We start from the raw sequence: 20,888 nt of genomic DNA, 5'->3' as shown, positions 1-20,888 counted from the left end.
CCATACGCCGTTGATCACGCATTCGATCAAGCCAGGGCGACGAGATCCGCGTAGTCGGCGCCCCACAGGTCCTCGACACCGTCCGGCAGCAGAATGATCCGCTCCGGCTGCAGCGCCTCGACGGCGCCCTCGTCGTGGGTGACGAGCACGACCGCGCCCTTGTAGGTGCGCAGCGCGCCGAGGATCTCCTCGCGGCTGGCCGGGTCGAGGTTGTTGGTCGGCTCGTCGAGGAGCAGGACGTTCGCCGACGACACCACGAGGGTGGCGAGGGCGAGGCGGGTCTTCTCACCACCGGAGAGGACACTGGCGGGCTTGTCTACGTCGTCGCCGGAGAACAGGAACGAGCCGAGCACCTTGCGGACCTCGACGAGGTCCATGTCGGGGGCGGCGGAGCGCATGTTCTCCAGGACGGTGCGGTCGGCGTCCAGGGTCTCGTGCTCCTGGGCGTAGTAGCCGACCTTGAGGCCGTGGCCGGGGATGACGGCGCCGGTGTCCGGCTGCTCGACACCGGCGAGAAGCCTCAACAGGGTTGTCTTTCCTGCGCCGTTGAGACCGAGGATGACCACCCTCGATCCCTTGTCGATGGCCAGGTCGACGTCGGTGAAGATCTCCAGCGAGCCGTACGACTTCGACAGGCCCTCCGCGGTCAGCGGGGTCTTGCCGCAGGGCGCGGGCTCGGGGAAGCGGAGCTTGGCGACCTTGTCCTGCATGCGCACCGCTTCGAGGCCGGCGAGCAGCTTGTCGGCGCGCTTGGCCATGTTCTGCGCGGCGACCGTCTTGGTCGCCTTGGCGCGCATCTTGTCGGCCTGCGAGTGCAGGGCGGCGGCCTTCTTCTCGGCGTTCTGCCGCTCGCGCTTGCGGCGCTTCTCGTCGGCCTCGCGCTGCTGCTGGTAGAGCTTCCAGCCCATGTTGTAGATGTCGATCTGGGCGCGGTTGGCGTCCAGGTAGAACACCTTGTTGACGACCGTGTCGACCAGCTCGACGTCGTGGGAGATCACGATGAAGCCGCCGCGGTACGTCTTCAGGTAGTCGCGCAGCCAGACGATCGAGTCGGCGTCGAGGTGGTTCGTCGGCTCGTCGAGCAGCAGGGTGTCCGCGTCCGAGAACAGGATGCGGGCGAGCTCGATACGGCGGCGCTGACCGCCGGAGAGGGTGTGCAGCGGCTGGCCGAGCACCCGGTCGGGCAGGTTCAGCGCGGCGGCGATGGTGGCGGCCTCGGCCTCGGCGGAGTACCCGCCCTTGGTGAGGAACTCCGTCTCCTGGCGCTCGTACTGCCGGAGGGCCTTCTCGCGGGTGGCGCCCTGGCCGTTGGCGATGCGCTGTTCGTTGTCGCGCATCTTGCGGATCAGGACGTCCAGGCCGCGCGCGGAGAGGATGCGGTCGCGGGCGAGGACGTCGAGGTCGCCGGTGCGGGGGTCCTGCGGGAGGTAGCCGACCTCGCCGGAACGGGTGATGGTGCCGCCGGCGGGGATGCCCTGGCCGGCGAGGCACTTGGTGAGGGTGGTCTTGCCGGCGCCGTTGCGGCCGACGAGGCCGATGCGGTCGCCCTTGGCGACGCGGAAGGTCGCGGACTCGATGAGGATGCGCGCACCGGCGCGCAGCTCGATACCGGAGGCGGAGATCACGGACAGACTCCAGGGCAAGGTGGGTGGCGGGATGGGCGGCTGAGGACGTTCCCGCCGTCTAATGCGCGAGGAGAATGGCCATGAGGCCAGTCTAACGGGGCGGTGCAACCACTTTTTCTGGGTTCACGTGTTCGGGCCGCGGCACGGTGCCCCTCTCGCGGACTTCGTTGCCGAGCGGTCGGCGGTGCGGGGTGATCTGCCCCAGGTCGTCCACGGCGATGACCTGCGCGGTCGGGACCGGGCCGGTGCAGGGCTGGGTGAGGAGGAGCGTCTTGCCGTGATGTACGGCACGTGCGGGCTCGAAGGCACAGCCCTCGTGGGCGGGCAGCACCCAGCGCAGGTCGCCGTCGGCGACGCGGTACGCGGCGACGCGGTGCGGAGTGACGACGGCGAGCATGCCGCGGCCGAGGGCATGCAGGACGCCGGTGCCGCCGTGGGCCGGCAGCCACTCGCCGGCCGCGGGCAGGGCGCGGTGCCAGCGCACCGAGCGGCCGTCGGTGGCGGTGACCATGCCGTCGTCCCAGAGCGTGATCACCTCCCCGCGCGCGTGGAGCGACCCGAGCGGGCGGCGGCCTTCGCGGGCGTAGCGCCATAGCGGGGCGCCGGTGACGGGGTGGTGGGCCTCGAGAGCCGCTCCACGCGTGCGGAGGGGCGCCGGTGGCGGTGGCGGCCGCTGCGGGGTGGTGTCGGGGCGCACGCGCGCGTGGGCGGCAGCGTGGACGGTGAGGTGGTCGCCGTAGGGGGCGGGGCGGGCGTGGTGGGCGATCGCGAGGAGCGGGAGCGCGAGGAGGAGCGCGAGAACCGTCGGCAGCAGGCGGGAGCGGGTGGCTGTGGCGGGCTCGGGGACGGTGGCTGCGGGAGCCGCGGTCGCTTCGCTGCCTTCGGCCGCCTCGACCGGCTGAGTGGCCACCACACCCCCTGGTCTCATCGGCCCGGTCTCGTCGGCCAGGTCTCGTCCGGCCGTGCCTGAGCCCGCTTCCCACGGATCAGGCGCAGCAGCGTAGCCATGCCCGGGGCCATTGGCGGGTGTCTGCCGTCGGGACACGGCGCGGGCGCTCGGGCCTTCGCCCGCTTGGCCGCTTCGGTTCGCGGGCCGTTGTCAGTGGTCGCTGCAAGACTGGGCAGCGGTCGGTTTTCCGGCGGTCGACAGCGATGGACCACGGAACTGGATCACGGCGATGGGTCACGAAGGAGTGATCGGTATGGCAGGCACGAGCGGTGGGCGTCCGAGCATCTACCCCACGCTGCTGTACGCGGACGCGAAGGCGGCGATCAAGCAGCTCACGGAGGCCTTCGGGTTCACGGCGCCGGCCGTGTACGAGGGCGAGGACGGCTCGGTGGCGCACGCCGAGCTGACGCAGGGCAACGGCGCGGTGATGCTCGGTTCCAAGGGCACCGGCAGCGCCTTCGACAAGGTGATGAAGGACGCCGGCACGACCGGGGTGTACGTCGTCGTGGACGACGTCGACGCACACCACCGGCGGGCCGTGGAGCAGGGCGCGGAGATTTTGATGCCCCCGACGGACCAGGACTACGGCTCGCGGGACTACATGGCCCGGGACATCGAGGGCAATGTGTGGAGCTTCGGCACCTACGCCCCCGAGATCAAGGGCTGAGCGCCGGTCCGGCTCAGCTCCCCCCGGTGTGCACCTGGAAGGCGGCGCGGCGTACGGCCTTGGCGAGGGCGGGGTCGGGGTGTGCGGCGGCGAGCGCGACCAGGACCTGCACGGTGCGGGGGTGGCCGACGGCGCGCACCTCGTCGAGGAGCGCGGGCACGGTCGGCTGCACGGAGGACTCCAGGTGCCGTACCAGCATCGGGGCCTCGCCGTGGTCGGCGACGGCGGCGGCGGTGTCGACCCACAGCCAGGTGGCCTCGTCGCGGGTGAGCACCTCGTGGGCGTCCTCGGGGTCGATGCCGTCGTGCTCGGCCAGCCACAGCAGGGCGTACGGGCGCAGGGTCGGCTGGTCGAGGACGGCACGCACGTCGGGCTCGGCGGGGGCGCCGACGACGCGCAGCGCCTCGAAGGCGAGGCCGCGCAGGAGGGCGTCGTCGCCGCGGGCGGCGCCGAGGAGTTCGGTGACGGCGCTGCCCACGGGGCGGGCGGCGAGCCAGGCGCGGTATTCGTCGCGGGCGGCGTTCGGGCGGAGCTGGGCGCAGCCGCGGAGCATGGCTTCGGCGGACTGCTCGATGTTCCCGGCGGGGCTCTGCGCGGCGACGCAGATCTGCTCCAGCTTGACCCAGACCGCCCAGCTGCCGAGCGGGGTGAGCGTGGCCTGGCCGTCGCCGCAGGTGAGGGCGCCGACGGAGGCGAGGGCGTGCAGGGCCCAGTCGAGGAGCGGGGCGAGAGCCGTGTCCTCGGCGGCCGTGGCTTCGACGACCGGCGCGGGCTGGGGCTGGGGCCCGTAAGGGATCTCGCACCTCTCGGTGCGCAGCTCGGTGACGCGCTGCTCCAGCAGGTCCAGGAGCTGCTCCACCGGGACGGGCCCGGCGGACAGCTGGAGGAACGAGAGCACCTGGGGCAGGGCCGAGACGACGTCGGCCACGGTGCCGTGCTCGTGCTCCTCGGGTTCCGGGTGGGCGAGCGACCAGGCGTCGAAGAGGGCGACCCAGCCGCGCAGCACGGCGCTGTCGTCACGGTCCCAGGCACGCAGCCGCCAGCCGGGGCGGGCGCTGTCGCCGTGCACCTCGACGAGTCCGGCCAGGCGGGCGGTGTCCCAGTCGGCGCGGACCTGAGTCACGGTCAGGCCGAGGTCGCGGGCCGCGCGTTCGGCCGTCGCCTCGGAGAGGGTGCCTTTGCCGTCGGGGCTGGCACTGTCGCGGCCGGGGCGCAGCGCGGTGTCGGCCCAGTGGGCGACGCGGGCCGCGGCGGCCAGACCGGAGCGAGCCATTCTGGCCAGCTCCGCCCGGGCCGGTGTGCCCTCCGGGGGGCGGGGCGCGGGGCGGCGGGGGCGCCGCTGGTTCACAGCTCGTGGGGCGGCGGCCAGGGGTCGCGGGCGGACGAGTCGGAGCCTGGAGTCGCGCGGGATACGGGACGTCACGGGTGCAGTCTTCCGGTTGACGGTCCGAAAACCCAAACGGAATGTCACGAGGGGCTACGGGGATGGCCAACGCACGGGGTCCTGAGAGCGGCAAGGGGCCGAATACAGGCCACTGGTACGGGGTTAAATGGAATCTGCGGGACCCGTGTGGGAGGGGTGGGCCGAGAGGCGTCGCACCGACGTCACATCAGCGGTGTCAGGAAGCGGCGCAGCGACTCCTCGTAGAACTCTGGGTCGGCGTTCCACATGGCCGCGTGGGGTGCGCGGTCGACGGTCTGGAGGGCCACCAGGTCGGGGCGGGCGTCGGCCAGCCGGCGGGAGAGGCTCCAGGGGGCCACCCGGTCGTCGGGTCCGTGGAAGATCAGGGTCGGCACGGTGAGGTCGTCGCGGTTGCCGTTGCCGTTGGCGCGGTCGGCGTTCAGGCCGGTGCGGCCCTGTGCCGCGCGGACCGCGAGCGGCAGCAGCACGCTCGGCGTGTGGCGGGCCGACGCGAGGGCGCGCAGGGTGGCCTCCCAGCTCAGGACCGGGGAGTCCAGGACGAGGCCCGAGACACGGTCGCGGAGCCCGGAGTGCGCGGCGGCGCGCAGCGCCATCGTGCCGCCGGTGGACCAGCCGAGCAGGACGAGTTGCTTGGCGCCGTACCGCACGGCGTAGCGCATCGCGGCGTCCAGGTCGCGCCACTCGGTCTCGCCGAGGTGGTTCAGGCCGTCCGGCGGGCGGGGCGCGCCGAGGTCGCCCCGGTAGGCGAGGGCGAGGACCGGGAAGTGGCGGCCGCTGAGGAACTCCATGACGTTCATGGCCTGTTCGCGGGTGGTGCCGAGGCCGTGCACCGCGATGACCCAGGTGTCCCGGGCGCCGGGGACGAACCAGGCGGGCAGGGCGCCGAGTTCGCCGGGGATGTCGACGTCGGCGTGCTCCAGGCCGAGGGCGTCGCTCGGGTTGCCGACGTACACGTTCGGCGTGAGCCAGACGTTGTCGCCGGGTTCCAGGGTGCCGTGGGTGACGCGCTCCAGGCGGCGGACGACGGTGTCGGCGGAGTGCTTCGCCGCGGTGAGGACGGGGCCGACGACCGCGTGCGAGCCGTCGCCGGAGAGCCCGTAGGTGCCGGGGCGCAGGGAGGCCAGGTCGCGGGTGAGCGCGATCTGGCCGGCGGCCGTGGCGTGCACGGTGAGGCGGGGTTCGGTGGGCAGGGGCCTGCCGGGGGGCGCCGTCAGCGCGACGCCACTGGCGAACCGCCCGGCGGCGACGCTTGCGGCGCCGGCGGCCAGAGCCACGGTGACGGCAGCGGCCGTCGCTTTGACAGTGCGCACCCCTCCAGTGTCCGGGCGGATGGGGGTGGCGGCCAGTGGGAGGTCACTGCCGTGGGCTGTGCGGGGTCACTGCCGTGGGCTTGCGGGGTGTGCGGCGTCGGCGCGGGCCTGCTGGGGGCTGCCGCCCCCAGACCCCAGCTGTCGGCCTGAACGGCCTCGTCCTCAAACGCCGGACGGGCTGAGATGCCCGGACCGGCGTCGGATTGCAGCCGTGGGCACCCGCACCCGCAAAACGTCACCCCTGCTGCCCGTACCCCCGCAGCCGCTCCACCACCTCCCCCAGCTGCCCCTCCGACAGCAGCGTCGGGGACAGGCCCGGCACCGAGGATGCCGTGAGCCACAGGCGGGACATCCACTCGAGCTGGGCCGTGCGGTCGTAGGCCTGGTCCAGGGTCGTGCCGTAGGCCATCGTGCCGTGGTTCTGGAGGAGGCAGGCGGTGCGGTCGGTGAGGGCCTGGAGCATGTTCTCGGCCAACTCCTGGGTGCCGTACGTCGCATAGGGGGCAACTCGGACGGGGCCGCCGAGGGCTGCGGCCATGTAGTGGATCAGCGGGAGCTCGGGCACCAGGGTCGAGACGGCCGTCGCGTGGACCGCGTGGGTGTGGACGACGGCGCCGGCGTCCGTGGCCCTGTAGACGGCGAGGTGCATGGGCAGCTCGCTCGTCGGCACCAGCGTGCCCAGCACCTGCCTGCCGGCCAGGTCGACCCCGGTCACGTCCTCCGGCGCCAGGCGGTCGTAGGGCACTCCCGACGGCGTGACCAGCACGGTGTCGTCGACCCGCACCGAGAGGTTCCCGGACGTGCCGACGACCAGGCCGTCGGAGACGGTTCGGCGGGCCGTCGCCACGAGGGCCTCCCAGGCCTCCACCTCCTCGGGGCGGGCACTGCGACCCCACGACTCCCCCACTTCCTGTGCGCCCTCCCGCACGTCCCGCGCACCCCGCTGGTCCCGCCGCTCCTCAGCCATGCGGCGATCCTGCCAGGCGGGGCGGCGGCACGGCATCAAGTCGCCGCCGGGCCGAGGCACTTTAGAGGAGGAGGACCGGCGTCCGGCAGGTCGCATACCGGGACATAGCCCCTCACCCGTCAGCTTGGCCTGGGATCGATCAGGATTCAACGATCTTCCCGTAGCCTCTGGCTGATTTGTCGTGCACGTCGCCATTCCGGGGGGAAATATGGCCCGTGATCGCAAACCGTCCCGTCACCGCTCCCGCTTCCTGGCGGTATCCGTCGCAGCGCTCACGCTCGGCGGAACCGCATTGGCCGAGATACCGGCCGCGGCGGCCGGCAAGCCCAGGGGCCATGACGTCTCTTCCCACCAGAAGAACGTCAACTGGCAGAGCTCGAAGAGCAAGGGCGCCAAGTTCGTCTACGTCAAGGCGACCGAGTCCCACACCTACCGCAACCCCTACTTCGGCCAGCAGTACAACGGCTCCCGCAGCGCTGGCCTGATCCGCGGCGCCTACCACTTCGCACTGCCGGACAAGTCGTCGGGCAGGACACAGGCCGCGCACTTCGTGCGCAACGGCGGCGGCTGGCGGTCCGACGGCTGGACCCTGCCACCCGCCCTCGACATCGAGTACAACCCGTACAGCAAGCACAAGTGCTACGGGCTGAGCAAGGCCAAGATGGTCAGCTGGATCCAGTCCTTCAGCAACGAGGTGAAGCGACTGACCGGCCGCCGCCCGGTGATCTACACGACCACGCACTGGTGGAACAACTGCACCGGCGGCAGCCGCGCCTTCGCGTCGAACCACGCGCTGTGGATAGCCCGCTACGACTCCTCCAGCGCGGGGGCACTGCCGGCCGGATGGCGGTTCTGGACCATCTGGCAGTACGACAACGGCAGCGGCAGCCTGCCGGGTGACCAAAATCTCTTCAACGGGTCCATGAGCCAGCTGAAAAAGTTTGCCCGAGGCTACTGACCTTGCGGCGCCTGGGCCGCGCGATGGCCGATAGAGAGGGGCCTCGTCCACCGGACGATTAACCCCCTCACCCGGACACCGTGCGGCTCACCCCAGTTCACCTTCCGTTCACTCAGGTTACCTACGTTCGACCGGCCAATGACCTCGAACGATTGCCTGGGTAAATGGAAAACTTCTCGCTGATCCTCGCGATTGTGGTCGTAACCGCACTCGCGTTCGATTTCACGAACGGTTTCCACGACACCGCCAACGCGATGGCCACCACCATCTCGACCGGTGCGCTCAAGCCCAAGGTCGCGGTGGCCATGTCCGCCGCGCTGAACCTTGTCGGCGCCTTCCTCTCCGTGGAGGTCGCCAACACGATCTCCAAAGGTCTCGTCGACGAGACCGGCATCCGTCCCGAGGTCATCTTCGCCGCGTTGGTCGGCGCGATCCTCTGGAATCTGCTGACCTGGCTGGTGGGCCTGCCCTCCAGCTCCTCGCACGCCCTGATGGGCGGTCTGATCGGCGCCACCATCGCCTCGGCCGGCGTCGGCGCGGTCCACGGCGACGCGCTCGTCACCAAGGTGCTGATCCCGGCGATCGCCGCCCCGCTGGTCGCGGGAATCGCCGCGCTGCTGGCCACCCGCCTGACCTACTCGCTCGGCAAGAAGGCCGACGGCGAGTCCGCCAAGAAGGGCTACCGCGCCGGCCAGATCGCCTCGGCCGGCCTGGTCTCCCTGGCCCACGGCACCAACGACGCGCAGAAGACCATGGGCATCATCACCCTCGCCCTGGTCGCCGGCGGCACCCTCGCGCCCGACTCCGACCCGCCCATGTGGGTCATCCTCTCCGCGGGCGTGGCCATCGCGCTCGGCACCTACCTCGGTGGCTGGCGCATCATCCGCACCATGGGCAAGGGCCTGACCGACCTTCAGCCGCAGCAGGGCTTCGCCGCCCAGACCAGCGCGGCCACCGTCATCCTGGCCTCCTCCCACCTCGGCTTCTCCCTGTCCACCACGCACTCCGTCTCCGGCGCGGTGATGGGCGCGGGCCTCGGCCGCAAGGGCGGCGTGGTCCGCTGGTCGACGGCGACCCGCATGTTCGTCGCCTGGGGCCTGACCCTCCCGGCCGCCGCACTGGTCGGCGCGATCGCGGAGTACGTGACGGGCTTCGGTGCCTGGGGCACGGCCGTCGTCGCGGTCTTCCTGGTCGCCTCCAGCGCCGCGATCTGGAAGATCTCCCGCCGCGAGGTCATCGACCACACCAACGTCAACGAGTCCGACGAGCCGGCCGGCGTGGTGACCACGGCCATGGCCGCCGTTACCCCGCCGCCCGCGGGCACGGCGACCGAGGAGCTCACGGCCACCATCCCGGCCCAGTCCTCGGAGCCGAAGCCTTCGAAGGCCTCCGTCTGACGCACCCGGTCATTCCAGTCACTCCCCCTCACTCACTCAAGAAAGCAGAAGCATGAAGATCGACTGGGCGGCACTCGGCTCCGTCTTCGGCGTCAGCCTCGTGGTGACCGTGGCCCTGGTGGGTCTGTTCACCCTCGGCATCGCGGGCCTGTCGCGACGCGAACGGGCCGTGGCGCAGGGCGACTCGGCCTCTCTCGCGGTCACGGGCGCGTACGCGTGCTTCGCGGCATGCGCGGCGGCAGTGGCGTACGGCATCTATCTGATCGTGGCCTGACGCACGACGCGCACCACCTGAAACACCCGAGGTGCGGGACGGATCACCGTCCCGCACCTCACTGCTGTGTGGGCCTTCGCACACTCTCCCTTCGCAGGTCAACGGCAAGTTGACGGCCGTTCCAACCCCGTGGTGGACTGCCGGAGCCATGTGCGGCGGCAGGAGAGGAAGCCGGTGTGAATCCGGCGCGGTCCCGCCACTGTCACCGGGGTAGATAGCCCCCGGGAGCCAGGAACTCTCACCGCCGATCTCGTCGAACCAGGGCGCGGACACCCTGAGTGAGGACATAACGCGATGCTCGCCTGCCGATCGACATGCAGAACCGGACCCTCGTCTGACTCGACGATCGGCTGACCCCGATGCGTGCCGATCGCGTCTTCGCGTACGGCGCCGCCGCCGGACTTCTCGGTGATCTGCTGCTCGGCGATCCTCGCCGGGGGCATCCGGTCGCCGTGTTCGGGCGGACCGCCGCCGCCGTGGAACGGGTCCTGTGGCGCGACCACCGCGCTTTCGGTGCGGTGCACACCGCTGTGTGCGCCGGTGGCGCCGTGGCGCTCGGTGCCGCCGCGGCTCGTCTCGCACGTACGTCCCCCGCCACCTCCGTCGCGCTGACCGGCGCCGCCACCTGGGCGGTCGTCGGGGGGACTTCGCTCGCCCGGGAGGCCCGGGTGATCGGGCAGGCACTGCAAGCGGGGGACGTCGAGGCGGCACGTGCCCGGCTGCCGCATCTGTGCGGGCGGGATCCGCAGGCACTGGACGCGGACGGGATCGCGCGGGCGGTCGTGGAGTCCGTCGCCGAGAACACCTCCGACGCGGTCGTGGGGGCGCTGGTGTGGGGCGCCGTGGCAGGCGTTCCCGGGCTGGTCGGGTTCCGGGCGGTGAACACGCTCGACGCCATGGTGGGGCACAAGTCGCCCAGGTACCGGCGCTACGGCTGGGCTTCGGCGAGGCTCGACGACGTGGCGGGGTGGCCGGGATCCCGGCTGACCGCCGTACTCGCCGCCGTCGCCGGGGGTGACCCCCGTGGGGCGGTACGAGCGTGGCGCGCCGATGCCGCCCAGCACCCGAGCCCCAACGCGGGGCCCGTGGAGGCCTCCTTCGCGGGGGCGCTCGGGGTCCGGCTGGGCGGGACGCTGTCGTACGGCGGACGGGTCGAGCACCGGCCCGTGCTGAACGGGGACGGGCGGGCCGTCGGCACGCAGGACATCGAACGGGCCGTACGGCTGTCGCAGCGCGTCGGCTGGCTGGCGCTCGGCGTCTGTGTCGCCGCGCGCCGCATCGCGAAGGGGCGTACCTCATGACGGGCGGTGGTCTCCTCGTCGCCGGCACGACGTCCGACGCCGGCAAAAGCGTCGTCACCGCCGGGATCTGCCGGTGGCTGGTGCGGCAGGGAGTGAAGGTCGCGCCGTTCAAGGCGCAGAACATGTCCCTCAACTCGTTCGTCACGCGTGAGGGCGCCGAGATCGGGCGGGCGCAGGCCATGCAGGCACAGGCGTGCCGGGTCGAGCCGACCGCGCTGATGAATCCCGTGCTGCTCAAGCCCGGTGGGGAGCAGAGCAGTCAGGTCGTGCTGCTGGGCAAGCCGGTGGGTGAGCTGAGCGCACGCGGCTATCACGGCGGGCGGCAGCAGCAGTTGCTGGGGACCGTGCTCGACTGTCTCGCCGAGTTGCGGGGCACGTATGACGCGGTGATCTGTGAGGGGGCCGGCTCTCCGGCCGAGATCAATCTGCGGCGGACCGACATCGTCAACATGGGGATCGCCCGCAACGCCGGGCTGCCCGTGCTGGTGGTGGGTGACATCGACCGCGGGGGCGTGTTCGCCTCCTTCTTCGGGACGGTCGCCCTCCTCTCGCCCGAGGATCAGGCGCTCGTCGCCGGATTCCTGGTGAACAAGTTCCGCGGCGACGTCAGCCTCCTGGAGCCGGGGATCGACATGCTGCACGGCCTCACCGGACGGCACACCTACGGCATCCTCCCCTTCCAGCACGGCCTGGGCATCGACGAGGAGGACGGGCTGCGGGTGTCCCTGCGCGGGACCGTCCGGGAGTCGAACGTCGCTCCGCCTCTCGGCGAGGACGTGCTGCGGATCGCCGTCTGTGCCGTGCCGCTCATGTCCAACTTCACCGACGTCGACGCCCTGGCCGCCGAACCCGGCGTCGTCGTGCGGTTCGTGGACCGGCCTGAGGAGCTGGCGGACGCCGATCTCGTCATCGTCCCGGGGACCCGGGGGACGGTCCGGGCGCTGGAGTGGCTGCGGGAGCGGGGGCTCGCGGAGGCCCTGAAGCGCAGGGTCGCCGAAGGCCGGCCCGTCCTCGGCATCTGCGGCGGCTTCCAGGTCCTCGGCGAGCACATCGAGGACGAGGTCGAGAGCCGGCGGGGCCATGTCGAGGGGCTCGGTGTGTTGCCCGTGCGGGTGCGGTTCGCCCGCGAGAAGACCCTCACCCGGCCGGAGGGAGAGGCCCTCGGCGCGCACGTCGCGGGGTACGAGATCCACCACGGGGTCGCCGAGATCCATGGCGGGGAAGCCTTCCTCGACGGCTGCCGGGTCGGCCAGACCTGGGGCACGCACTGGCACGGTTCGCTGGAGTCGGACGGTTTCCGGCGGGCCTTCCTGCGCGAGGTGGCCGCCGCCGCGGGCCGCCGCTTCGTGCCGGCCCCCGACACGTCGTTCGCCGCGCTGCGCGAGGAACAGCTCGACCGGCTCGGCGACCTGATCGAACAGCACGCTGACACGGACGCGCTCCGTCGGCTCATCGAGTCGGGCGCGCCGCAAGGACTGCCTTTCATTCCACCGGGAGCGCCCGCATGAGCACTGTGTTGTTGTTGTCGACCGCCGACACGGACCTGTTGGCGGCCAGGGCCGCTTCCGGTGCCTCGTACCGGATCGGCAATCCGACCCGCGTGGACGTCACCGAGGAACTGCCCGCGCTCATCGAGGGCTCGGACATCGCCGTCGTACGTCTGCTGGGCGGCAAGCGGGCCTGGGAGGACGGGCTCGCCGCGCTGAAGGCCTCGGGCATCCCGACGGTGCTGCTCGGCGGCGAGGCCGTCCCGGACGCGGAGTTGATGGCCGAGTCGTCCGTCCCGGCCGGTGTGGTGGCCGAGGCGCTGAGGTATCTCGTCGAGGGCGGGCCCGCCAACCTCACCGAACTCGCGCGGTTCCTCTCCGACACCGTGCTGCTGACGGGCGAGGGGTTCGTCGAGCCGCAGAAGATGCCGGAGTTCGGCGTCCATGGTGAGCGTGCCCTCGTCGACGGCCGTCCGACCGTCGGCGTGCTCTTCTACCGGGCCCACGAACTCAGCGGCAACACCGCCTTCGTGGACACCCTGTGCGACGCGATCGAGGCCCGGGGCGCCAACGCTCTTCCGGTGTACTGCGGTTCGCTGCGGGGGGCGGACGCGGAGCTGTACGAGATCCTAGGCAAGGCCGACGCCCTGGTCGCCACCGTCCTCGCGGCCGGCGGCACGCACGCCTCGCAGGCGTCGGCGGGCGGTGACGAGGAGGCGTGGGACATCGGCCGGCTCGCCGAGCTCGACGTGCCGGTGCTGCAAGGCCTCTGCCTGACCTCCTCGCGAGCCGCGTGGGACGAGTCCGACGCCGCCCTGTCCCCCATGGACGCGGCGATGCAGGTCGCGATCCCGGAGTTCGACGGACGGCTCGTGACCGTGCCGTTCTCCTTCAAGGAGCAGGGTCCCGACGACGTGCCCGTGTACGTCGCCGACCCGGAGCGGGCCGGGCGCGTCGCCGGGATCGCGGTACGGCACGCCCAGTTGAAGCACATGGCGAACGGCGAGAAGAAGCTCGCGCTCGTCTTCACCGCCTACCCGACCAAGCACTCGCGCGTCGGCAACGCGGTCGGTCTCGACACGCCCGCCTCGGCGGTGCGGGTGCTGGACGCGCTCAGGGACGCCGGGTACGGCCTCACCGACTACCCGGACAACGGCGACGAGCTGATCCACCGGCTCATCAACGCCGGTGGCCACGACGTCGAGTGGCTCACCGAGGAGCAGCTGGCCGCCGCACCCGCGCGCGTGCCGCTGGCCGACTACCGGGCCTGGTTCGACAAGCTCGACCCGGAGCTCAGGGACGGCATGCTGGAGGCCTGGGGCGAGCCGCCGGGGTCGCTGTACGTGGACGGGGACGACATCGTCCTCGCGTCGCTGCAGTTCGGGAACGTCGTCGTGATGATCCAGCCGCCGCGCGGCTTCGGCGAGAACCCGATCGCGATCTACCACGACCCCGACATGCCGCCGTCGCACCACTACATGGCCGCGTACAGGTGGCTGGACAACAGCTTCGGCGCCGACGCGATCGTGCACATGGGCAAGCACGGCACGATGGAGTGGCTGCCCGGCAAGGGGCTGGGGCTCAGCGGCGGGTGCGCCCCGGACGCGGTCCTCGGGGACCTGCCGCTGATCTACCCGTTCATCGTCAACGACCCCGGCGAGGGCACCCAGGCCAAGCGGCGCGGGCACGCCACCGTCGTCGACCACCTGGTGCCGCCGATGGCACGGGCCGACACCTACGGCGACCTGGCCAAGCTGGAGCAGCTGCTCGACGAGTACGCACTCGTCTCCGACCTGGACCCGGCCAAGGCGCCGGCGGTCCGCGCGCAGATCTGGACGCTGGTCAAGGCGGCCGAGCTGCATCACGACCTGCATGTCGACGACCAGCCGGACGACGCCGACTTCGACGAGTTCGTCATGCACATCGACGGCTATCTGTGCGAGATCAAGGACGTGCAGATCCGCGACGGGCTGCACATCCTCGGCGGCGGTCCGGTCGACGAGGCGCGGGTCAACCTCGTGCTGGCCGTGCTGCGCGCCTCGCAGGTGTGGGGCGGGCAGGCCAATGCCCTGCCGGGCCTGAGGGCCTCGCTGGCCGTTCACTTCGGGCTCGACGAGAAGGAGCTGCTGGGCGAACCGGGCGCGCCGTTGAAGGTGCCGGTGGAGCTGTCGGATCTGGTCGACGGCCCCTCACGCACGGCCGCCGACGCGATCGACCTGCTGGAGCAGCTGTGCCGGCGGATCGCGGAGGGGATGGAGGAGCGCGACTGGGCGGTCACGGAGAGCCGTGCGCTGATCCGCGACGTCCTCGGCACCGAACTCCCCGACGCCGTCGCCGTGTTGGAGTTCGCCTGCAACGAGGTCGTGCCGCGTCTCGCCCGTACGACGGACGAGATCGGCCACATCCTCAAGGCGCTCGACGGCGGCTACGTCCCGGCGGGGCCGTCCGGTTCACCGACGCGCGGGCTCGTCAACGTCCTGCCGACGGGACGCAACTTCTACTCCGTCGACCCCAAGGCCATTCCGTCCAGGCTGAGCTGGGAGGTCGGGCAGTCGCTCGCCGACTCGCTGGTCGCGCGGTACCTCCAGGACACCGGCGACTACCCGAAGTCGGTCGGCCTGACCGTCTGGGGCACGTCCGCGATGCGCACCCAGGGCGACGACATCGCCGAGATCCTCGCGCTGCTGGGCTGCCGCCCGGTCTGGGACGACGCCTCACGCCGGGTGACCGGCTTCGAGATCATCGGCCTGGAGGAGCTCGGACGGCCGCGCATCGACGTCACGGTGCGTATCTCCGGCTTCTTCCGGGACGCGTTCCCGCACGTGGTGGGGCTGATCGACGACGCGGTCCGCAAGGTCGCCGAGCTGGACGAGCCCGCCGACCGCAACTACGTGCGTGCGCACGCCGACGAGGACACCGCCGAGCACGGCGACCGGCGGCGCGCGACGGCCCGTATCTTCGGCTCGAAGCCGGGCGCCTACGGGGCCGGCCTGCTGCCGCTGATCGACGCCCGCAACTGGCGCTCCGACGCCGACCTCGCCGAGGTGTACGCCGTCTGGGGCGGCTACGCCTACGGGCGCGGGCTCGACGGGCGGGCGGCGCGCGGCGACATGGAGACCGCGTTCAAGCGGATCGCCGTCGCCGCGAAGAACGTCGACACCCGCGAGCACGACCTCGTCGACGCCGACGACTACTTCCAGTACCACGGCGGCATGGTCGCCATGGTGCGGCACCTGACGGGCGCGAACCCCGAGGCGTACGTGGGTGACAGCGCCGTACCGGACCAGGTGAAGACGCGGACGCTGGGCGAGGAGACGCACCGCGTGTTCCGCGCCCGGGTGGTCAACCCGCGCTGGATGGCGGCCATGCGCCGGCACGGCTACAAGGGCGCCTTCGAGATGGCTGCCACCGTGGACTACCTCTTCGGGTACGACGCCACGGCGGGCGTGGTCGACGACTGGATGTACGAGAAGCTCAGTGCCGAGTACGTCTTCGACCCGGAGAACCGGGACTTCATGAAGAAGTCCAACCCGTGGGCGCTGCGCGGCGTCACCGAGCGGCTCCTGGAGGCCGCCGACCGCGGGCTGTGGGCCGAGCCGGACGCCGAGACGCTGGAGCGGCTGCGCGCCACCTACCTGGAGCTCGAAGGCGACTTGGAGGGCGACGACCAGTGACCACCCCCTTCCCCTTTACGGCCGTTGTCGGCCAGGACGACCTACGGCTCGCGCTGCTGCTGAACGCCGTGTCCCCGGCGGTCGGCGGTGTGCTGGTGCGCGGCGAGAAGGGCACCGCCAAGTCGACGGCGGTACGCGCGCTGTCGGCGCTGATGCCGGAGGTTCCGGTGGTCGCCGGGTGCCGTTTCTCCTGCGACCCGGGCGCCCCCGACCCCGCGTGCCCCGACGGACCGCACGAGGCGGGTGCCGGCTCGCGGCGCCCCGCCCGCATGGTGGAACTCCCCGTCGGTGCCTCCGAGGACCGGCTGGTCGGCGCGCTGGACATCGAGCGTGCGCTGGCCGAGGGCGTGAAGGCCTTCGAACCCGGACTGCTCGCGGACGCACACCGCGGAATCCTGTACGTCGACGAGGTCAACCTCCTGCACGACCACCTCGTCGACCTGCTCCTGGACGCGGCGGCGATGGGTGCGTCGTATGTGGAGCGCGAGGGTGTCTCCGTACGGCATGCGGCGCGTTTCCTGCTCGTCGGGACCATGAACCCCGAAGAGGGCGAACTGCGGCCGCAGTTGCTCGACCGGTTCGGACTGACCGTCGAGGTCGCCGCCTCGCGGGAACCCGAGCAGCGGGTGGAGGTCGTGCGGCGGCGGCTCGCGTACGACGACGATCCGGGCGGGTTCGCGGCCCGGTGGGCGGACGATGAGGCAGCGGTGCGTCAACGCATCGTCGCCGCACGGGAGTTGCTGCCCTCGGTGCGGCTCGGCGACGGGGCGCTGCGGCAGATCGCGGCGACCTGCGCGGCCTTCGAGGTGGACGGCATGCGGGCCGACATCGTGATGGCCCGGACGGCCACCGCGCTGGCCGCGTGGGCCGGGCGCACCGAGGTGCTGGCCGAGGACGTCCGGCAGGCGGCGCTGCTGGCGCTGCCGCACCGTCGCCGCCGCAACCCCTTCGACGCGCCGGGGCTGGACGAGGACAAGCTCGACGACACGCTGGAGGAGTTCTCCGGTGACGACGAGAGCGACGAGGATCCCGATCCCGACGGGCCCGGCGGGGGTGGCGGGGGTGGCGGGGAGCCGCCGTCCGAGCCCGACGGACCGCAGGGCGCGGACTCCGGCGCGCGGCCCGAGGCCGGCGAGGACGGGGAGCCGCAGGCTGCCGGGGCCGGGGAGCAGACTCCCGCGCGGGCGTCCGAGCCCTTCCGGACGAAGGTGCTGAGCGTGCCCGGCATCGGTGAAGGTGCCGCCGGGCGGCGTTCGCGGGCGCGGACCGAGCATGGGCGCACGACCGGCGCGCGGCGGCCCCGAGGCACGCTCACCAAGCTGCACCTGGCGGCCACCGTGCAGGCGGCGGCGCCGCATCAGCGGGCGCGTGGGCGGTCCGGGCGGGGACTCGTCGTGCGGCGGGACGATCTGCGGCAGGCCGTTCGGGAAGGGCGCGAGGGGAACCTCGTGCTGTTCGTCGTGGACGCCTCCGGGTCGATGGCGGCCCGGCAGCGGATGAGCGCCGTGAAGGGCGCTGTCCTGTCGCTGTTGCTGGACGCGTACCAGCGGAGGGACAAGGTGGGGCTGGTGACGTTCCGGGGTACGGCGGGCGATGTCGCGCTGCCGCCCACGTCGTCGGTGGATGCCGCCGCGGCCCGGCTGGAGTCGTTGCCGACCGGTGGGCGAACGCCGCTCGCGGCCGGGCTGCTGAGGGCGCACGAGGTGCTGCGGGTGGAGCGGCTGCGGGATCCGGCCCGGCGGGCGCTGGTCGTGCTGGTGACCGACGGGCGGGCCACGGGCGGTCCCGAGCCGGTCGCGCTCGCGGGGCGCGCGGCCCGGCTGTTCGCGGCCGAGGGTGTCGCGTCCGTGGTCGTCGACTGTGAGTCCGGGCCCGTGCGGCTGGGGCTGGCGGGGCAGCTCGCGGGTGAACTCGGCGGTACGGCGGTGACGTTGGACGAGCTGCGCGCGGAGTCCATCGCCGGCCTGGTCAAGGACGTACAGAGGAGGGCCGCGTAATGCCGCAGGGACAGCCGAGTGTCGTGCCGGACGACGGACTGACGACTCGTCAGCGTCGTAACCGGCCTCTGGTGGTCGTGCACACGGGGATCGGCAAGGGCAAGTCGACCGCTGCCTTCGGGCTTGCCCTGCGCGCCTGGAATCAGGGGTGGCCCATCGGGGTGTTCCAGTTCGTCAAGTCGGCGAAGTGGAAGGTCGGCGAGGAGAACGCGCTGCGGGTGCTGGGAGCGTCCGGACAGGGCGGGACCGTGGACTGGCACAAGATGGGCGAAGGGTGGTCCTGGGTTCAGCGGGACGCCCAGATGGACAACGAGGAGAAGGCCCGGGAGGGCTGGGAGCAGGTCAAGCGGGACCTGGCCGCCGAGACGTACAAGCTGTACGTGCTCGACGAGTTCGCCTACCCCATGCACTGGGGGTGGGTGGACACCGACGAGGTCGTCTCCGTGCTGCGTGACCGGCCGGGGACCCAGCACGTGGTCATCACCGGGCGGAACGCGCCCGAGAAGCTGGTCGGCCTCGCCGACCTCGTGACGGACATGTCCAAGGTCAAGCACCCCATGGACGCGGGCCAGAAGGGCCAGAGAGGCATCGAGTGGTGATCGCGTGATGTCCTCCTCCGTCCCTCGGCTGGTCATTGCCGCGCCTTCGTCCGGCAGCGGCAAGACCACCGTCGCCACAGGGCTGATGGCCGCGTTCGCCGCGCGGGGGCTTGCCGTGTCCCCGCACAAGGTCGGGCCGGACTACATCGATCCCGGGTATCACGCGCTCGCGACCGGGCGGGTGGGGCGGAATCTGGACGCGTACCTGTGCGGGCCGGAGTTGGTCGGTCCGTTGTTCCTGCATGGGGCGCGCGGGTGTGACATCGCCGTCGTCGAAGGGGTCATGGGGCTGTACGACGGGGCCGCCGGGGAGGGTGAACTGGCGTCCACCGCGCAGGTGGCGAAGTTGCTGCGGGCGCCGGTGGTGCTCGTCGTCGACGCGTCGTCGCAGTCGCGGTCCGTGGCGGCGCTGGTGCACGGGTTCGCGTCCTGGGATCCGGAGGTGCGCATCGGGGGCGTGATTCTGAACAAGGTCGCTTCGGATCGGCACGAGTCGTTGCTGCGGGAGGCGTTGGACTCGGCCGGGGTGCCGGTGTTGGGGGTGCTGCGGCGGGTCGCTCAGGTGGACACACCGTCGCGGCACCTGGGGCTGGTGCCGGTCGCCGAGCGGCGTGGGGAGGCCGTGGAGGCGGTTGCGGCGATGGCGGCGCAGGTCGAGCGTGGGTGTGATCTGGAGGGGTTGCTGGGGCTGGCACGGGGTGCGGGCGCGTTGTCCTGTGCAGCTTGGGATGCGGCCGAGGTCTTGGCTTCTTCGCCCCATCCGCCCCTTCCCGTCCCGAGCCTGGGGGCTGCGCCCCCAGACCCCCCTTTCGGCCCTGAAAGGGCCTCGTCCTCAAACGCCGGACGGGCTGAAATGCCTGGGCCGGCGTCGAAACCCGCCGCCGCCTTCGGGGCTCCGGAAAGGCCGGTCGTCGCCGTTGCCGGAGGGTCCGCGTTCACCTTCTCCTACGCCGAGCACGCCGAACTGCTCACCGCCGCCGGTGCCGAAGTCGTCCCCTTCGACCCGCTGCGGGACGGGCAGTTGCCCGACGGCACCCGGGGCCTGGTCATCGGTGGCGGGTTTCCCGAGGTGTACGCCGCTGGGCTGTCCGCCAACAAACCGCTGCGCAAGGCCGTTGCCGCCCTCGCGGAGAGCGGTGCTCCGGTGGCCGCAGAGTGTGCGGGGTTGCTCTATCTGAGCCGGGAGCTGGACGGGCAGCCCATGTGCGGTGTGCTCGACGTGACCGCGCGGATGAGCGAGCGGCTGACGCTGGGGTATCGGGACGCGGTCGCCGTGAGTGACAGTGTGCTGGCGGCGGCCGGGACGCGGATGCGGGCGCACGAGTTTCACCGGACCGTCGTCGAGCCCGGCTCGGGGACGGCTCCCGCCTGGGGGGTCAGGACCCCTCCGCGGCGGGTCGAAGGTTTCGTACAGCAGGGCGTGCACGCGAGTTATCTGCACACGCACTGGGCCGCACAGCCCGGTGTCGCCCGTCGGTTCGTGGAGAGGTGCCGGACGTCATGAGCAACAGCAGGTTGATCGGAGTCGGGGTCGGTCCCGGCGATCCGGAGCTGGTGACCGTCAAGGGCGTCAACGCTCTGCGCGAGGCCGACGTGGTCGTCGTACCCGTCATGGACACCGGTGAGCGCGGGCGGGCCGAGGCCACGGTGCTGCACTACGTGCCCGAGGAGAAGGTCGTGCGGGTGGTGTTCGCGCTCAACGAGCGGACCGATCGTGCTCGGCGCGAGGCCGCCTGGGACGCGGCGGGTGAGCGGGTCGCCGAGCTGCTCAAGCAGCATGGCGCCGTCGCGTTCGCCACCATCGGCGATCCCAATGTGTACTCCACGTTCACCTATCTCGCGCAGACCATCGGCGAGTCGGTGCCCGGCACCGTCGTCGAGACCGTCCCCGGCATCACCGCCATGCAGGACCTCGCCGCGAGGTCGGGCGCGGTTCTCACCGAGGGGACCGAGCCGCTCACGCTCGTGCCCGTGACCGCGGGGGCGACGGTGCTCAAGGAGGCTCTCAGCGGGCCCGGGACCGTCGTCGCCTACAAGTTCGGCCGGCAGGCGGGTGAGGTCGCCGAGGCGCTGCGGGAGACCGGGCGGCTCGAGGACGCGGTGTGGGGGTCGGCGCTGGGGCTGACGGAGGAGTCGATCCGGCCGGCCGCCGACCTCGACGGCTCCCCCCTGCCCTACCTCTCGACCCTCATCGCACCCGCCCGGCGCGACGGCGGGCGGGGCGGCAAGCTCTGACGCCGGTTCCACGCCCCGCACAGCA

16 protein-coding genes and 1 riboswitch are annotated in these 20,888 nt (G+C 72.0%); of the genes, 11 read left to right on the top strand and 5 right to left on the bottom strand.

Going from position 1 to position 20,888, the window contains the following annotated elements:
* Positions 1 to 26 precede the first annotated feature (26 nt).
* Positions 27 to 1,625 carry an ABC-F family ATP-binding cassette domain-containing protein gene (locus tag ACWGDB_RS29370; RefSeq protein ID WP_427841702.1) on the bottom strand — a complete coding sequence of 533 codons (1,599 nt, stop codon included), beginning with the start codon at positions 1,623 to 1,625 and terminating at the stop codon, positions 27 to 29.
* A 91-nt stretch (positions 1,626 to 1,716) separates the two neighbouring features.
* Complete coding sequence (locus tag ACWGDB_RS29365) at positions 1,717 to 2,535, bottom strand: hypothetical protein (RefSeq protein ID WP_453825195.1); 819 nt, start codon at positions 2,533 to 2,535, stop codon at positions 1,717 to 1,719.
* Between the two features lie 292 nt (positions 2,536 to 2,827).
* On the opposite strand from ACWGDB_RS29365, the gene ACWGDB_RS29360 reads away from it, so the two are divergent.
* A complete protein-coding gene (locus ACWGDB_RS29360) occupies positions 2,828 to 3,241 on the top strand; it encodes a VOC family protein (protein ID WP_453825194.1) in 414 nt (137 codons plus the stop codon).
* Between the two features lie 13 nt (positions 3,242 to 3,254).
* Here ACWGDB_RS29360 and ACWGDB_RS29355 read toward each other — a convergent pair whose 3' ends face one another.
* The 3 genes from ACWGDB_RS29355 to ACWGDB_RS29345 all read right to left on the bottom strand — a co-directional run bounded on the left by ACWGDB_RS29355 (position 3,255) and on the right by ACWGDB_RS29345 (position 6,941).
* Positions 3,255 to 4,664 (bottom strand): hypothetical protein, encoded by a 1,410-nt coding sequence (locus ACWGDB_RS29355; protein WP_453825193.1) that lies wholly within the window; start codon positions 4,662 to 4,664, stop codon positions 3,255 to 3,257.
* 182 nt (positions 4,665 to 4,846) lie between these two features.
* Complete coding sequence (locus ACWGDB_RS29350; RefSeq protein ID WP_453825192.1) at positions 4,847 to 5,974, bottom strand: alpha/beta hydrolase; 1,128 nt, start codon at positions 5,972 to 5,974, stop codon at positions 4,847 to 4,849.
* A 235-nt stretch (positions 5,975 to 6,209) separates the two neighbouring features.
* Positions 6,210 to 6,941 carry a class II aldolase/adducin family protein gene (locus ACWGDB_RS29345; RefSeq protein ID WP_453825191.1) on the bottom strand — a complete coding sequence of 244 codons (732 nt, stop codon included), beginning with the start codon at positions 6,939 to 6,941 and terminating at the stop codon, positions 6,210 to 6,212.
* Positions 6,942 to 7,149: 208 nt separating this feature from the next.
* Between ACWGDB_RS29345 and ACWGDB_RS29340 the strand changes: the two genes are divergently transcribed.
* The 10 genes from ACWGDB_RS29340 to cobI all read left to right on the top strand — a co-directional run bounded on the left by ACWGDB_RS29340 (position 7,150) and on the right by cobI (position 20,863).
* A complete protein-coding gene (locus ACWGDB_RS29340) occupies positions 7,150 to 7,899 on the top strand; it encodes a lysozyme (protein ID WP_453825190.1) in 750 nt (249 codons plus the stop codon).
* 164 nt (positions 7,900 to 8,063) lie between these two features.
* Entirely contained in the window at positions 8,064 to 9,296 is a 1,233-nt protein-coding gene (locus tag ACWGDB_RS29335; RefSeq protein ID WP_453825189.1) for an anion permease, read from the top strand.
* A 52-nt stretch (positions 9,297 to 9,348) separates the two neighbouring features.
* Positions 9,349 to 9,570, top strand: a complete 222-nt coding sequence (locus ACWGDB_RS29330; RefSeq protein ID WP_328428633.1) for a hypothetical protein — start codon at positions 9,349 to 9,351, stop codon at positions 9,568 to 9,570.
* 116 nt (positions 9,571 to 9,686) lie between these two features.
* Positions 9,687 to 9,827: riboswitch (cobalamin riboswitch) on the top strand.
* 102 nt (positions 9,828 to 9,929) lie between these two features.
* Positions 9,930 to 10,871 (top strand): cobalamin biosynthesis protein, encoded by a 942-nt coding sequence (locus tag ACWGDB_RS29325; protein WP_453825188.1) that lies wholly within the window; start codon positions 9,930 to 9,932, stop codon positions 10,869 to 10,871.
* A complete protein-coding gene (locus ACWGDB_RS29320; RefSeq protein WP_453825187.1) occupies positions 10,868 to 12,379 on the top strand; it encodes a cobyric acid synthase in 1,512 nt (503 codons plus the stop codon). Before ACWGDB_RS29325 ends, ACWGDB_RS29320 begins: the two co-directional genes overlap by 4 nt.
* Positions 12,376 to 16,032, top strand: a complete 3,657-nt coding sequence (cobN, locus tag ACWGDB_RS29315) for a cobaltochelatase subunit CobN (RefSeq protein ID WP_453825186.1) — start codon at positions 12,376 to 12,378, stop codon at positions 16,030 to 16,032. Before ACWGDB_RS29320 ends, cobN begins: the two co-directional genes overlap by 4 nt.
* Positions 16,029 to 18,029: a putative cobaltochelatase gene (locus ACWGDB_RS29310; RefSeq protein WP_453825185.1), complete on the top strand. Its 2,001-nt coding sequence runs from the start codon at positions 16,029 to 16,031 to the stop codon at positions 18,027 to 18,029. The genes cobN and ACWGDB_RS29310 overlap by 4 nt, the downstream gene beginning before the upstream one ends.
* Positions 18,029 to 18,628, top strand: coding sequence for a cob(I)yrinic acid a,c-diamide adenosyltransferase (cobO, locus tag ACWGDB_RS29305; RefSeq protein WP_453825184.1), 600 nt, complete (start codon positions 18,029 to 18,031; stop codon positions 18,626 to 18,628). The genes ACWGDB_RS29310 and cobO overlap by 1 nt, the downstream gene beginning before the upstream one ends.
* 7 nt (positions 18,629 to 18,635) lie before the next feature.
* Positions 18,636 to 20,132 carry a cobyrinate a,c-diamide synthase gene (locus ACWGDB_RS29300; RefSeq protein ID WP_453825183.1) on the top strand — a complete coding sequence of 499 codons (1,497 nt, stop codon included), beginning with the start codon at positions 18,636 to 18,638 and terminating at the stop codon, positions 20,130 to 20,132.
* Positions 20,117 to 20,863 (top strand): precorrin-2 C(20)-methyltransferase, encoded by a 747-nt coding sequence (gene cobI, locus ACWGDB_RS29295; RefSeq protein ID WP_453825182.1) that lies wholly within the window; start codon positions 20,117 to 20,119, stop codon positions 20,861 to 20,863. Before ACWGDB_RS29300 ends, cobI begins: the two co-directional genes overlap by 16 nt.
* Positions 20,864 to 20,888: the final 25 nt, after the last annotated feature.

This window comes from Streptomyces sp. NPDC055013 (assembly GCF_053608645.1).
Note: the sequence above shows the minus strand (reverse complement) of the source record. Positions and strands in the feature narration are given on the sequence as shown.

Coding starts and splice junctions, on each gene's coding strand:
- ACWGDB_RS29320 (WP_453825187.1), top strand. CDS start 10,868: ATGACGGGCGGTGGTCTCCTCGTCGCCGGCACGACGTCCGACGCCGGC.
- cobO (WP_453825184.1), top strand. CDS start 18,029: ATGCCGCAGGGACAGCCGAGTGTCGTGCCGGACGACGGACTGACGACT.
- ACWGDB_RS29325 (WP_453825188.1), top strand. CDS start 9,930: ATGCGTGCCGATCGCGTCTTCGCGTACGGCGCCGCCGCCGGACTTCTC.
- ACWGDB_RS29300 (WP_453825183.1), top strand. CDS start 18,636: ATGTCCTCCTCCGTCCCTCGGCTGGTCATTGCCGCGCCTTCGTCCGGC.
- cobN (WP_453825186.1), top strand. CDS start 12,376: ATGAGCACTGTGTTGTTGTTGTCGACCGCCGACACGGACCTGTTGGCG.
- ACWGDB_RS29330 (WP_328428633.1), top strand. CDS start 9,349: ATGAAGATCGACTGGGCGGCACTCGGCTCCGTCTTCGGCGTCAGCCTC.
- ACWGDB_RS29335 (WP_453825189.1), top strand. CDS start 8,064: ATGGAAAACTTCTCGCTGATCCTCGCGATTGTGGTCGTAACCGCACTC.
- ACWGDB_RS29345 (WP_453825191.1), bottom strand. CDS start 6,941: ATGGCTGAGGAGCGGCGGGACCAGCGGGGTGCGCGGGACGTGCGGGAG.
- ACWGDB_RS29340 (WP_453825190.1), top strand. CDS start 7,150: ATGGCCCGTGATCGCAAACCGTCCCGTCACCGCTCCCGCTTCCTGGCG.
- ACWGDB_RS29360 (WP_453825194.1), top strand. CDS start 2,828: ATGGCAGGCACGAGCGGTGGGCGTCCGAGCATCTACCCCACGCTGCTG.